Source organism: Zobellella sp. DQSA1, assembly GCF_041950555.1.
Lineage (GTDB): Bacteria > Pseudomonadota > Gammaproteobacteria > Enterobacterales > Aeromonadaceae > Oceanimonas.
Genome location: NZ_CP169531.1, coordinates 4,042,929 through 4,055,831, shown reverse-complemented (window position 1 = coordinate 4,055,831; position 12,903 = coordinate 4,042,929). Strand labels below are relative to the sequence as shown.

The window sequence follows — 12,903 nt, the reverse complement described above, 5'->3', positions numbered from 1 at the left end:
TAAATTGTCGGCTCGGATGCCGATCTCTGCCGGCAACCGGCCCGGGGTCTGGGGTTGGGGTGGGCGGCAGGTCGCAGGAGGGGGACCATGGTCCAGCACGGTTTATTGTTGCCGTCCCCTGCTTTACAATGCCCGCTTCCTTTCAGCCAGCGGATGCCCATGACTGCCGTGCCCGATCCCTCCGATGCCATTGCCATTCCCGACACCCCGCTGGCGGTATTGCAGCAGGTGTTCGGCTACCAGTCTTTTCGTGACGGTCAGCAGGAGATCATCGAGGAGGTTGTAGCCGGGCGCGATGCCCTGGTGATCAAGCCTACCGGCGGTGGCAAGTCCATCTGTTATCAGATCCCCGCCTTGCTGCGCCCGGGCCTGACGGTGGTGGTGTCGCCGCTGATTTCGCTGATGAAGGATCAGGTGGATACCCTGGTCGCCAACGGCGTGGCTGCGGTCTATATCAACAGTGCCCTCAGCCGGGAAGAGATGCTGCGCCACTTCGCCGCCCTGCGCCGGGGCGAGATCAAGCTGGTCTATGTGTCGCCGGAGCGACTGCTGCAGCACGAGTTTATGGAACGGCTCGGTGAACTGGAGCTGGGCCTGTTCGCCATCGACGAGGCCCACTGTATCTCCCAGTGGGGCCACGATTTCCGCCCCGAATACGCCGAATTGGGCCGGCTCAAGCAGTGGTTTCCCCATATTCCGGTGATGGCGCTCACCGCCACCGCCGACGAGGCCACCCGTCAGGACATGCTGAGCCGGCTGAACCTGACCGATCCCCTGGTCCATATCGCTAGCTTCGATCGGCCCAATATCCGCTACACCCTGGTGGAGAAGTTCAAGGGCATCGAGCAACTGCTGCGTTATGTGGCCGAGCAGCCGGGGCAGTGCGGCATCGTCTACTGCTCCAGCCGCAAGCGGGTGGAGGAAGTGGCCGAGCGGCTGCTGGCCCGGGGCCACAAGGCCGGCAGCTATCACGCCGGCCTGCCCCTGGAGCTGCGCCAGTCGGTGCAGGAGCGCTTTATCCGCGATGATCTGGACATCGTCGTCGCCACCGTTGCCTTCGGCATGGGCATCGACAAGCCCAACGTGCGCTACGTGGTGCATTACGACATTCCCAAGAATATCGAGTCTTACTACCAGGAAACCGGCCGGGGCGGGCGCGACGGCCTGCCGGCGGAAGCCTTGCTGTTGTACGATCCGGGTGATGTGGGCCGGGTGCGGCGGTTGCTGGAAAACAGCGACAACGAGCAGCAGCTGCAGGTGGAGCTGTACAAGCTCAATGTGATGGCTGCCTTCGCCGAGTCACTCACCTGCCGGCGGCAGGTGCTGCTCAACTACTTTGGCGAATACCAGCGCGAACCCTGCGGCAACTGCGATATTTGCCTGGATCCGCCCAAGCGCTACGACGGTACCGAGGATGCCCGCAAGGCGTTGTCCTGCGTCTATCGGGTGGGTCAGGGCTTCGGCGTCATGTACGTGATGGAGGTGTTACGTGGTGCCGCCACTCAGCGCATCCGTGATCATGGCCACGACCGGCTGTCCACCTACGGCATCGGCAAGGACAAGAGCCAGGAGCACTGGGTCAGCGTGATCCGCCAGTTGATCCACTCGGGGCTGCTGGCCCAGAACATCACCCGCAACATGGTGCTGCAACTGACCGAGGCGGCCCGACCGGTACTGCGGGGGGAAGCCCGGTTACAGCTGGCGGAACCCAGGCTGGTGCGGGTGCGTCAAAAGGATAAAGGCGAGGCGGTGTTGAGCCGGGCCGAGGACAGGGCGCTGTTCAAGGAGCTGCGGCAGTTGCGCAAGCAACTGGCAGAAGAGGCGGATGTGCCGCCCTACGTGGTGTTCAGCGATGCTACCTTGACCGAGCTGGCCCGTTACCGACCCAAGACGGAGTCGGAACTGCTGGGGATCAACGGAGTGGGCATGCGCAAGCTGGAGCGTTTCGGGGCGGCCTTTCTGGCGCTGTTGCGCCGACAGGGCTAAGGTCCGCGTAGCGCGGACCCAGCGGGTATTACAGGCCGGCGTAGTAGGCGGCCAGATCTTCGATATCCTGGTCGGACAGCGGCTTGGCCATGGGCGACATCACGGGGTCGTTACGCTCGCCATCGCGGAAGGCTTTCAGTTGCTTGGCGGCATAGGTGGCTTTCTGGCCGGCCAGGTTCGGATACATGTCGATGGCGGAAATCCCTTCGGCGCCGTGACAGGCGGCGCAGACGGCGGACTTGGCCTTGCCCGCTTCCGCATCACCGGCGGCAAAGGCAGGAGCACTGAGCAACGCCATTACGGCGGCGGCTGTCATCAATTTATTCATCATTGAACTCCGTTATTGTAGGTAGACTAATTGCTTCCGAGGCTCCTTTACTGAGCCGAGGCAGTATAAAGTAAGCCATGGTGAAAAATAAAACGCGGTCGATGGGCATAGGATGAAAATGTGATATTAAGCAATCAATATGCAACTTTTGACTGGGCCGGCACGCGGACCGAGCCGACGCCGCTGCAGTCGCCTCTATTGCTGTTGCTGAATCGGCCGCTGGCCGAGGCGCTGGGCATGCAGCTGAGCGAGCAGCAGTGGCTGGACATCACCAGCGGCACCCGGCTGCTGCCGGAGATGGAGCCCTTCGCCCAGGTCTATGCCGGCCACCAGTTCGGCGGTTACAGTCCAAGGCTGGGGGACGGCCGTGCCCTGTTGCTGGGCGAGGTGGTGGCCCCCGACGGCCAGCGCTGGGATCTGCACCTCAAGGGGGCGGGTAAGACCCCCTATTCCCGTTTCGGCGACGGCCGGGCGGTATTGCGCTCCTCCCTGCGCGAATATCTGGCCTCCGAGGCCATGCATCATCTGGGCATTCCCACCACGCGGGCCCTGTGCCTGGTGGGAAGCGAGGAACCGGTCTACCGGGAACAGGTGGAACCGGGCGCCGCCGTGCTGCGCGTGGCCCAGAGCCACCTGCGCTTCGGCCACTTCGAGTACTTCTATTACCACGGCGAGGCGGAGCGCATTCCCGCCCTGCTCGACTATCTGATCGACACCCAGTGGCCGGATCTCGGTAAAGATGAAGCGGGGTACGCCGCCCTGTTCGAACGGGTGGTAGAGCGCACCGCGACCCTGATTGCCCGGTGGCAGGCGGTGGGCTTCTGCCACGGGGTGATGAATACCGACAATATGTCGATGCTGGGCCTGACCCTGGATTACGGCCCTTACGGTTTTCTCGACGGCTATGATCCCGGGCATGTCTGCAACCACTCGGATCATGTGGGGCGTTATGCCTACGATCAGCAGCCGACGGTGGGCTACTGGAACCTGCAGCGGCTGGCGCAGGCCCTGTCCAGGCTGATCCCGGTGGAGCGGTTACAGCAGGCGATGGATAAATACGAGTACGCTTTGCTGTCCTCCTTCTCTGAATCGATGCGACAAAAATTGGGCCTTATGGGGTGGCAGGACGACGATCCGGCGCTGTTCCGCGACATGTTCACCCTGATGGCGGCCCAGAAGGTGGATTACAGCTGCTGGTTCCGCCGGCTGGCGCTGCTGGCGGCGGAGGGCCCGCTGCCCGAGCCGTTGCTCGCCCTGCTGAGTGACGCCGGCGCCTGGGATGACTGGTTTTCCCGCTACCGGGCCCGGCTGGTGCAGGAAGGCCAGGATCCGGCGGAAAAAGTGGCCCGGATGAATGCGGTCAATCCCAAGTATGTGCTGCGCAACCACCTGGCCCAGCGAGCCATCGAGCGGGCCGAGCAGGGCGACATGAGCGAGGCGGCGCTGCTGCTGCGGGTATTGTCCCGGCCCTTCGACGAGCAACCCGAATTCGATGACTATGCCGCCCCGGCCCCCGAATGGGCCGGACAACTCTGTATTTCCTGCAGTTCCTGACGATGAAGACACTGACCACCGACATTACCCTGACCATGGACAATTTTCCTGCCTGGGCCGAAGGCCTGGTGCGGGTACTGGAGCTCGAGCTTGTCGAGCGGGAAGAAGGCGCCGATTATCACCAGTGGCTGGTGGCGTTCGAAGGCAGCCGGCTGTTGCTGTGCTTCCAGCACTATACGGATGCCGCCTGGCTGCAACCGCTGGGCGAGCGGGACCAGGACGTGGCCGACTGGCTGATGGAGCAGTGGAACCGGACAAGGTGAAGAAGGTGGACGGGTAAGGCGGCTGGCCGAAACTGGTGAGCCCCGATTTTTGTCTTTATATGAAGACAACATCCCGAAGAGCGGCTAAAATGGCGCCGCTCCGCATTCCGGTGCTTAAAAACAAGGCAGTTGTCAATTTCCGGCGTGGCCTTATACTGCGCCCGACCAGCCCCTTGCCGGGATGGGTTCCCTTACCCCATTAGTCAAAAAGGTGAACATACCGTGATTTCTTCCGCTCAATACCGCACGGCGCTGATCCGGCTGTCGTTGTTCCACATTGCCATCATTGCTGCCAGCAACTATCTGGTGCAGTTGCCCTTTACCCTGTTCGGTTTTCATACCACCTGGGGTGCGCTCAGCTTTCCCTTTATCTACCTGGCCACCGATCTGACGGTACGCATCTTCGGTGCCGGCATGGCCCGGCGCATCATTTTTTATGTGATGTTGCCGGCGCTGGTCAGCTCCTATGTGCTGTCGGTGCTGTTCTTCGAAGCCCGCTACCAGGGGCTGGTGGCCTTGTCCGAGTTCAACCTGTTCGTGGCCCGTATCGCCCTGGCCAGCTTTATGGCCTATGTACTGGGCCAGATCATGGATGTATCGGTATTCAATCGGCTGCGCCGGGTCAGGGCCTGGTGGGTGGCGCCTACCTGCTCCACCATTTTCGGCAACCTGGTGGATACCCTGGCCTTCTTCAGCCTGGCCTTCTACCGTTCGCCGGATCCCTTTATGGCCGAGCACTGGGTGGAAATCGCCCTGGTGGACTACGTGTTCAAGCTGGTCTTCAGCCTGGCCCTGTTCGTACCGGCCTACGGACTGTTACTCAAATACCTGAGCAGCAAGTTCCTGGGCGAGTCGCAAGCGCAGGTTCAGGCCAACGGCTAGAATCCGGTCAACGCCTCGATATCGACGGCTTCGGCGTAGGCGTTGAACTCGGCTTCGGACATTCCCCTGCCGCTGAGTTGCAGCAGGGTGGTATTGGCAATCAGCATCTGCAGTTCCCGGTTGTCGCCTTCCTCCTTGACCATGGCGGTATGAGCCCGGATGCGTTTTACCTTGTAGCCGCCCATGGCCGCCATGCTGGGGTTGGTAAAAAGCACGGCTATGGTTTGTAGCAGGGGCGAATCCTTGGTGATGGTGATGTCCAGGCTGGCGCCGCTCTTGTTGTAGTGGCGGGAGGCATTGACGCCGCCACCGAAAAAGGCGGCGGAACCGGCCTGGGTGTCGACGCTGTCAGCTTGCCAGCCGGGCAGGGGCTCCGGGAACAGGGTCCCGAGTTCCCCGGCCTGCTGTTGGCGGATCAGGGTGGCCGCATAATCGAATTGTGCCGCCGCCCGTGACAGTTCACCGGCCTGGTAGGCCTGTTGTCCTTCCTCTATGGCTTGCTGAATTTCCGTGTCGTCGGCCTGCAGCGTCAGTGGGAACAAGAGCCCCGCCAAAACCCATTTCATGTTCATGCCATCGGCTCCTTGAAGTGATGAATTTCCAGTGTAGCCAAGGACGGCGGCGGGCTTCCAAAAGAAAAACAGAAAAAAGCGAGGAATATGTTTGCAATTATAAATGATAACGATTATCGTTACTTTGCTTTCGGGAAATGACTTCCACTTCTTTCTAGGTGTAGGTGAAGACAGCTTGCGAAGGCACGACATTGCTCACATTGCTTCCAGAGTTTTCAGGCCGGCTTTATGCCGGCCCTTTTTTTACATTTCCAGCAGCCGTTTCACCAGCTTGCCGATGCCGGTATCCGCCTCGGCGATGTTCTCGGCCAGCATGTAGGCGGGGGTGGAGATCACCTTGTAGTGTTCGTCTTCCACCACATCGGTTACGGTACAGCCGATATGTTCTCCGCCCATGGCGGTGAAGGCTGCGGCCACGCCCGGCTCCGTGCCTATGGTGCCCTTGACCCCGGCCGGATAGGCGTGGGGGATCAGCACCGGAGCGATGCAGCAATAGCCGGCGGGCTTGCGGGCGGCGGCAAAGGCCTTGCAGGCGGCCAGCACCCCGGCGTCGACCGTCGCCTCGGCACCCTTGAAGGCGAAGTCGCACAGGTTTTTGGCAGCGCCGAAGCCGCCGGGCAGCAGCAAGGCGTCGAAGTCGTCGGCACGCAGTTCCGAAATGGGCTTGATCTGGCCCCGGGCGATGCGGGCGGCCTCCTCCAGCACGTTGCGGCTGCCGACCTGCTCCTCGCCGGTGAGGTGGTTGACCACATGGTGCTGGGGCTTGTCGGGCGCAAAGCACTGGTAGCGGGCACCGAGTCGGGACAGATGCAGCAGGCCCAGCACGGCTTCGTGGATTTCTGCTCCGTCATAGACGCCGCAGCCGCTCAAGATAACGGCAACTTTTTTCATATGGCTCTCCTTTTCGGCTTTAAAATTTGTGATCCAGCGCCAGGTGATCTGCCAGAACTATGCTAGCATTAATTCCGTTCAACATTTGTGCAGATCTTCTTTGCTGCCGATTTTCCACATCCCAAGATCACTTATCAAGATCAATATTTAAATTATAAACTACTGATAATCTTGTATTATTTTATTTTTACAAGATCCTGCTTCGATCCCCTCTTCACAGAGTTATCCACAGCACCGCCGGGCTCCGCCGTGGTGTCGGCAGCCCTGCTGTGGCATGCTAGCGGCCAACGTACCAACGAGAAAGACACCATGGTTGCCATTCCTGCCAAACCCCTGATCCTGGTCGATGGATCCTCCTATCTGTATCGCGCCTATTTCGCCTCCCAGCAGGCTGACTTGCGCACCAGTGACGGCCGACCCACCGGCGCCATCCGGGTAGTGACCAACATGCTGCGCAGCCTGCACAAACAGTTTCCCGAGTCCCGGGTGGCGGTGGTGTTCGATGCCAAGGGCAAGACCTTCCGCAACGACATGTACGCGGAGTACAAGGCGCACCGGCCACCCATGCCCGAGGATCTGCGCAGCCAGGTGGAGCCCATCCATGCCATTATCCGCGCTCTCGGTCTGCCGCTGTTGATCGAGGATGGGGTGGAAGCGGATGACGTTATCGGCACCCTGGCGCGCCAGGCCACCGAACAGCAGCTGGACGTGGTGATCAGCACCGGTGACAAGGACATGGCCCAGCTGGTGTCGGATCATGTGCTGCTGATGGACACCATGAAGAACAGTTTTATGGACCGGGAGGGAGTGATCGAGAAATTCGGGGTGCCGCCGGAGCTGATCGTGGATCTGCTGGCCCTGGTGGGCGACAAGGTGGACAACATTCCCGGCATGCCCGGAGTGGGCGAGAAGACGGCCCTGGCGCTGCTGCAGGGGCTGGGCTCCATCGAGGATATCGCCGCCAGCCCGGACAGAATCGCGGCCTTGAGTTTTCGTGGCTCCAAGACGTTCGCCGCCAAGTTCCTCGAGCACCAGGAGATGGTGCGGCTGTCCCGGGAGCTGGCGACCATCAAGACCGACGTGGTGCTGGAATTCGGCCCTGCCGAGCTGCAACCGGGCGAGCCGGATCAGGCAGCCCTGGCAACCCTTTACCGGGAATACGAATTCAAGAGCCTGTTGGAAGAGCTGGAGCGGGGCGAGGGGAACCCGGCTTCCGCCGAACCGGCGACACCGGCCCCGGAAACCGACTACCGGCTGGTGCTGGAGCAGGCTGAACTGGAGGCCTGGGTAGAACGGTTGAAGGCGGCGCCCTATTTCGCCTTCGACACCGAGACCACCAGCCTCAACTACCGGGATGCCCGGGTGGTGGGCGTTTCCTTTGCGGTGGAGCCGGGCCAGGCCGCCTATGTGCCCTTCGGCCACGATTACCTGGACGCGCCGGCCCAACTGAGCGAAGAAGCGGTACTGGGGGCGCTCAAACCGCTGCTGGAAGATAAACAGAGCATCAAGCTGGGCCAGAACCTCAAGTACGACGCCAATGTATTGAAGAACCACGGTATCGAGATGCAGGGTCTGGGGCTGGACACCATGCTCGAGTCCTATGTGCTCAACTCGGTGCAGACCCGGCACGACATGGACAGCATGGCGTCCTTTTTCCTCAACCACGACACCATTGCCTTCGAGTCCATCGCCGGCAAGGGCGCCAAACAGCTCACCTTCAACCAAATCCCGCTGGAGCAGGCGGGGCCCTACGCGGCGGAAGACGCCGACATCACCCTGCGGCTGCATCACCACCTGGCTCCCCGGCTGGCGGCCGAGCCGGAGCTGCAGCGGGTATTCGACGAGATCGAGATGCCGCTGGTGCCGATACTGGCGCGGATGGAATACGCCGGCGTGCGCATCGACAGCAAGCTGCTGGCCATCCAGAGCGATGAGATTGCCAAGCGGCTCAAGGAACTGGAGCAGGAAGCTTTCGAGCTGGCCGGCGAGCCCTTCAACCTGAGTTCCACCAAGCAACTGGGCGAAATCCTGTTCAACAAGTTGGAACTGCCGGTACTGAAGAAGACTCCCAAGGGGGCGCCGTCCACCGCAGAGGAGGTGTTGCAGGAGCTGGCGCTCGATTACCCCCTGCCCAAGCTGCTGATGGAATACCGGGGCTTAAGCAAGCTCAAGTCCACCTATACCGACAAGCTGCCGCTGATGGTCAACGAACACAGCGGCCGCATCCACACTTCCTACCACCAGGCCAACGCCGCCACCGGCCGGCTGTCGTCGTCCGATCCCAACCTGCAGAACATTCCCATCCGCACCCCCGAAGGGCGGCGCATCCGCCAGGCCTTCGTGGCCGAACCTGGCTACCGGCTGGTGGCGGCGGACTACTCCCAGATCGAGCTGCGCATCATGGCGCACCTGTCCCGGGACCAGGGTCTGCTGGACGCCTTCGCCCAGGGACTGGACATCCACAAGGCCACCGCCGCCGAGGTGTTCGGGGTGGCGGTGGAGCAGGTGACCGGCGAGCAGCGGCGTCGGGCCAAGGCCATCAACTTCGGCCTGATCTACGGCATGAGCGCCTTCGGCCTGTCGCGTCAGCTGGGCATTCCCCGGGCCGAATCCCAGGCCTACATGGATATCTACTTCGAACGTTACCCGGGTGTGCTGCGCTATATGGAGGAGACCCGTGAGCAGGCCGCCGAACGAGGTTACGTGTCCACCCTGTTCGGCCGCCGGCTGTACCTGCCCGAGATCAACGCCAAGAACGGTGCCCGGCGCAAGGGGGCCGAGCGGGCCGCCATCAATGCCCCCATGCAGGGCACCGCCGCCGACATCATCAAGCAGGCCATGATCAGGGTGGATGCCTGGATCGCCGGGCTGCCGGTAGACGAGGTGCGTATGCTGATGCAGGTGCACGACGAACTGGTGTTCGAGATCCGTGAGGACAAGGTCGAGCCCTACAAGGAGCAGATCCGGACCCTGATGGAGCAGGCGGCGATCCTGGACGTACCGCTGCTGGTGGAAGCCGGGGTGGGCGAGAACTGGGATCAGGCACACTAAAATGATAGCTGGCCAACAAAATTGTAAATATATTACGAAATTACTTTTTTTATCTGGTCAGCTGTTGTACAGTTTGTGACGTAGGGTACAGAGGTAAGGCGTTATGTCTTACAGACCTTTTATTTCACGTAATTGAATATGGCTGGCTAGGCCGCCCCTGGGATTTCCCGGGGGCATTTTTTTGTCTGCCGTTTGGCCCCCTTCCTTCCATTCCCCCTTTTATGGGATGGGAATGCCCCCTGTGATTGTATACAAGCAAACGTTTTTTGTTGCTTAATTACGTTATTCGATGGCGTGATTGAGGCTCCTGATTGTGGCTGGCATTTGCTGGCGGCCGTCGTTATTATCGGTCTGTATCAGTCGGGGAGCCGCAGGGCCGAGATGACACCGCCGGACCCGCTGCACCTGAGCCAGTTGATGCTGGCGCAGGACACCGAGAGCGAATTTCTGCCGCCGCCGGCTTCTGCGCCCGGGAGGACCATAAGGACATGCACAGCACCAAGCCCGTTATTCTCACCATCGCCGGCTCCGACAGCAGCGGCGGCGCCGGTATTCAGGCCGATATCAAGGCCATTTCCGCTACCGGCGGTTATGCCTGTTCGGTGGTCACCGCCCTTACCGCCCAGAATACCAACGGGGTAACCGCCGTTGAGCCGGTGTCCCAGAAGATGATCCGCGCCCAACTGGAGGCAATCTTCGGTGATCTGCCGGTGGCGGCGGTAAAGGTGGGCATGCTTGGTGACGGCGCCACCATCCGCACCGTGGCCGAGGCTATGCGCCGCCATGGTCCTGCCCATCTGGTGGTGGATCCGGTGATGGTGAGTGCCAACGGCGATCCCTTGCTGGCCGAGGAGGCGGTGGCGGTCCTGCGCGACGAGCTGCTGCCCCTGGCGGATGTGATCACCCCCAACCTGCCAGAAGCGGCCCTCCTCACGCATTGCGCCTTACCGACCCGGCTGGCCGAGGTAGAGTCCCTGTTTGCCGGCCTGGCCGAACTGGATTGCGCCACCGTGCTGCTCAAGGGCGGCTTTCTGCAGCGGGAATCGCGCAGCCCCGATTGGCTGCTGAGCGGAGGGGAGGTACGCTGTTTCGACGCCCCCCGGGTGATGACCATCAATACCCATGGCACCGGCTGTACCCTGTCGGCGGCCCTGGCCTGCTACCTGGCCCAGGGGCTGGCCCTGGAGCTGGCGGTGGCCTCTGCCAAGCATTATATCGACGGGGCCATCGCCGCCGGGGCCGCACTCCGGGTGGGCCATGGCCGTGGGCCGGTGGAACATTTTTTTCGTGTCTCTCCGCGGTCCGGGGTAACGCCATGATCCGGTACCGACTGCCTGGGTCAAGCGACCGGTGATGGCGCGGGTGTGCTCAGCCAGAGCAGGGTATTGCATGCTGTTGATATTGCAGCTGTGCCTGCTGTGGCCGGCTCCCTCCCTGGCCATGCCGCATTCGCCCCCGCCTGCGGTGGAAAGCGTCGCGGACTGTGACCAGGGTGTGACTGAGCAGGCGACGCAGGAACATCACCAGCATCACCATGATTGCCAGCTTTGTCTGGGCTTGCCCGTCAGTACGGTATCTTTTCCGCACTCTGCGGTCGAGTCCATTGCCACCCCAGTCCTCGCCGATATCAGGCTGGCACCGGAGCCCCTGGAACGACCGCCTCGTCTTTAACCCAAATCCCTGTTTCTGACTTTGTGATTTGAGGACAACAAGATGAAAAGACGTGATTTTTTACAGCTCTCCCTGACCGGTGCCGCCCTGGCGGCCCTGCCCCTGCCGGCCCTGCTGCGGGCCGATGAATCCTTTCTTTCCACCCTGGCCGAACTGCCCCGGCTGCAACCCGACGGTGAAGGGCGCTTTCAACTGACCCTGGCGCCGTCCCGGGTCGAGCTGAATGGCACGGCAACCGAACTGTGGCTCTATAACGGCCGACTCGGGCCGGTTCTGGAAGTCACCGAAGGCGACCGGGTGGAAGTGCGGGTGACCAACCGGTTATCCCAGCCCACCACGGTGCACTGGCACGGTCTTCGGGTGCCGGCCACCGAAGACGGCGGGCCCCACGACACCATCGCCCCCGGTGAGAGCCGCTGGTACCGCTTTACCGTGCCCGAAGGCAACGCCGGTTTGCACTGGTTCCATCCCCATCCTCACGGCCATACCGCCGAGCAGATTGCCCACGGTGCCGCCGGCCTGATCCTAGTTCGGCCCAAGGCATCGCCGCTGCCGGCCTATCCCCGGCAACTGCTGATGGTGAACGACCTGCGCCTGGATCAGGATGGCAGGGTTGCACCCCATACCATGGCGGACTGGATGAACGGCCGGGAAGGGGGGCTCCTGCTGGTGAATGGCGGCCGGCAGCCTGCCCTGGTGCGGGCGCCGGGCAGCGAGGAGCGGTTCGGCCTGGTTAACGCTTGTGCCGGCCGTTACCTGCATTTGCGCCTGGAAGGCGGCACCTTCTGGTTGCTGGGCACCGACGGTGGTTTGCTGGCGGCGCCCGAACTGCGGGATGAACTGCTGCTGGTGCCGGGGCAACGGGCCGACCTGCTGCTGGCCTGGCCCTCGAAGGGCGGGGAAGAGCGATTGCTGTTCAGCCAGCCCTATGACCGGGGCTGGATGGGCCCGGAGCCGGAACACTATCGCCGGCCCCAGCCCTTGCTGCGGTTGGTGGCCAACCGGGAGCCGGCGGCGACGGTGCCGGAGCTGCCGGACGATCTGGCGCGGATCGACTGGCTGCCCGCAGCGGCGGTCAGCCGGGAACTGGTGCTGAGCGAACTGATGCCGGAGGGACATCCGCATCGGGGCGACGCCGGCCATCACGCTCACGGCGGCCATCAGGGGCACGGCGAGGAGCAACAGAGGGAGCCGGCTGGCCACGGCGCCCATCAGGACCACGCCATGGCCGCCATGCCGGCCTCGGCGCAGCAGGCACTGGACCAGGGGCTGGCCTTTCTGATCAACGGCCGCGCCTTCGACATGGCGCATATCATGTTCACAGGCAAGGTCGGCCAGGTAGAGGAGTGGCTGCTGGAAAACGACTCCCATATGGATCATCCCTTCCATGTGCATGGCACCCACTTCCAGGTGGTGGCCGAGCAGGAGCGGGGTGGCGACTGGCGGCCACTGGCGCAGCCGCGCTGGCTGGACACGGTGAACCTCAGGCCCTACCAGAAGCTCAAGCTGCGCCTGCGCTTCGACCAGCCCGGCGACTGGCTGTTTCACTGCCATATCATCGAGCACGAAGAGCTGGGCATGATGGCCACCATCCGCATCGTCTGATGTCTTGCGGACTCCTTGAAAAGTCTGGTGGCTCCGGAACATCGGCAGAGCCGTTCCCCTGGTCCAGGGGGCATTTTTCTGTTGGCACCGCTGCTTAAGG

Annotated in this window: 10 protein-coding genes and 1 riboswitch; of the genes, 7 read left to right on the top strand and 3 right to left on the bottom strand. The window is 62.2% G+C overall.

The genetic code is table 11. The features are described from left to right. Positions 1-159 precede the first annotated feature (159 nt). Entirely contained in the window at positions 160-1,986 is a 1,827-nt protein-coding gene (gene recQ / locus ACEVBK_RS19265) for a DNA helicase RecQ (RefSeq protein ID WP_375056488.1), read from the top strand. A gap of 28 nt (positions 1,987-2,014) precedes the next feature. Here the strand turns inward: recQ and ACEVBK_RS19260 are convergent, their stop codons facing one another. Then, positions 2,015-2,314 (bottom strand): c-type cytochrome, encoded by a 300-nt coding sequence (locus ACEVBK_RS19260; RefSeq protein WP_375058610.1) that lies wholly within the window; start codon positions 2,312-2,314, stop codon positions 2,015-2,017. 120 nt (positions 2,315-2,434) lie between these two features. On the opposite strand from ACEVBK_RS19260, the gene ACEVBK_RS19255 reads away from it, so the two are divergent. The 3 genes from ACEVBK_RS19255 to ACEVBK_RS19245 all read left to right on the top strand — a co-directional run bounded on the left by ACEVBK_RS19255 (position 2,435) and on the right by ACEVBK_RS19245 (position 5,013). Beyond that, positions 2,435-3,868, top strand: coding sequence for a YdiU family protein (locus ACEVBK_RS19255; protein ID WP_375056487.1), 1,434 nt, complete (start codon positions 2,435-2,437; stop codon positions 3,866-3,868). A 2-nt stretch (positions 3,869-3,870) separates the two neighbouring features. Next, a complete protein-coding gene (locus ACEVBK_RS19250) occupies positions 3,871-4,131 on the top strand; it encodes a DUF3630 family protein (protein ID WP_375056486.1) in 261 nt (86 codons plus the stop codon). A gap of 222 nt (positions 4,132-4,353) precedes the next feature. Then, positions 4,354-5,013, top strand: coding sequence for a 7-cyano-7-deazaguanine/7-aminomethyl-7-deazaguanine transporter (locus tag ACEVBK_RS19245; protein WP_375056485.1), 660 nt, complete (start codon positions 4,354-4,356; stop codon positions 5,011-5,013). On the opposite strand, the gene ACEVBK_RS19240 is transcribed toward ACEVBK_RS19245, so the two are convergent. Both ACEVBK_RS19240 and elbB read right to left on the bottom strand, forming a co-directional pair. Beyond that, on the bottom strand, positions 5,010-5,585 hold the full coding sequence (locus ACEVBK_RS19240; protein WP_375056484.1) for a hypothetical protein: 576 nt from the start codon (positions 5,583-5,585) through the stop codon (positions 5,010-5,012). The genes ACEVBK_RS19245 and ACEVBK_RS19240 overlap by 4 nt on opposite strands. 243 nt (positions 5,586-5,828) lie before the next feature. Beyond that, positions 5,829-6,476 (bottom strand): isoprenoid biosynthesis glyoxalase ElbB, encoded by a 648-nt coding sequence (gene elbB, locus ACEVBK_RS19235; RefSeq protein ID WP_375056483.1) that lies wholly within the window; start codon positions 6,474-6,476, stop codon positions 5,829-5,831. Positions 6,477-6,785: 309 nt separating this feature from the next. On the opposite strand from elbB, the gene polA reads away from it, so the two are divergent. From polA to ACEVBK_RS19220, 3 genes are all read left to right on the top strand, one after another. After that, entirely contained in the window at positions 6,786-9,527 is a 2,742-nt protein-coding gene (gene polA / locus ACEVBK_RS19230) for a DNA polymerase I (RefSeq protein ID WP_375056482.1), read from the top strand. A gap of 351 nt (positions 9,528-9,878) precedes the next feature. After that, a riboswitch (TPP riboswitch) is annotated at positions 9,879-9,976 on the top strand. A gap of 39 nt (positions 9,977-10,015) precedes the next feature. Next, on the top strand, positions 10,016-10,846 hold the full coding sequence (thiD, locus tag ACEVBK_RS19225; RefSeq protein ID WP_375056481.1) for a bifunctional hydroxymethylpyrimidine kinase/phosphomethylpyrimidine kinase: 831 nt from the start codon (positions 10,016-10,018) through the stop codon (positions 10,844-10,846). Positions 10,847-11,240: 394 nt separating this feature from the next. Beyond that, positions 11,241-12,803 (top strand): multicopper oxidase family protein, encoded by a 1,563-nt coding sequence (locus tag ACEVBK_RS19220; protein ID WP_375056480.1) that lies wholly within the window; start codon positions 11,241-11,243, stop codon positions 12,801-12,803. Positions 12,804-12,903 lie beyond the last annotated feature (100 nt).

Coding starts and splice junctions, on each gene's coding strand:
- ACEVBK_RS19220 (WP_375056480.1), top strand. CDS start 11,241: ATGAAAAGACGTGATTTTTTACAGCTCTCCCTGACCGGTGCCGCCCTG.
- elbB (WP_375056483.1), bottom strand. CDS start 6,476: ATGAAAAAAGTTGCCGTTATCTTGAGCGGCTGCGGCGTCTATGACGGA.
- ACEVBK_RS19260 (WP_375058610.1), bottom strand. CDS start 2,314: ATGAATAAATTGATGACAGCCGCCGCCGTAATGGCGTTGCTCAGTGCT.
- ACEVBK_RS19240 (WP_375056484.1), bottom strand. CDS start 5,585: ATGAACATGAAATGGGTTTTGGCGGGGCTCTTGTTCCCACTGACGCTG.
- ACEVBK_RS19250 (WP_375056486.1), top strand. CDS start 3,871: ATGAAGACACTGACCACCGACATTACCCTGACCATGGACAATTTTCCT.
- thiD (WP_375056481.1), top strand. CDS start 10,016: ATGCACAGCACCAAGCCCGTTATTCTCACCATCGCCGGCTCCGACAGC.
- polA (WP_375056482.1), top strand. CDS start 6,786: ATGGTTGCCATTCCTGCCAAACCCCTGATCCTGGTCGATGGATCCTCC.
- recQ (WP_375056488.1), top strand. CDS start 160: ATGACTGCCGTGCCCGATCCCTCCGATGCCATTGCCATTCCCGACACC.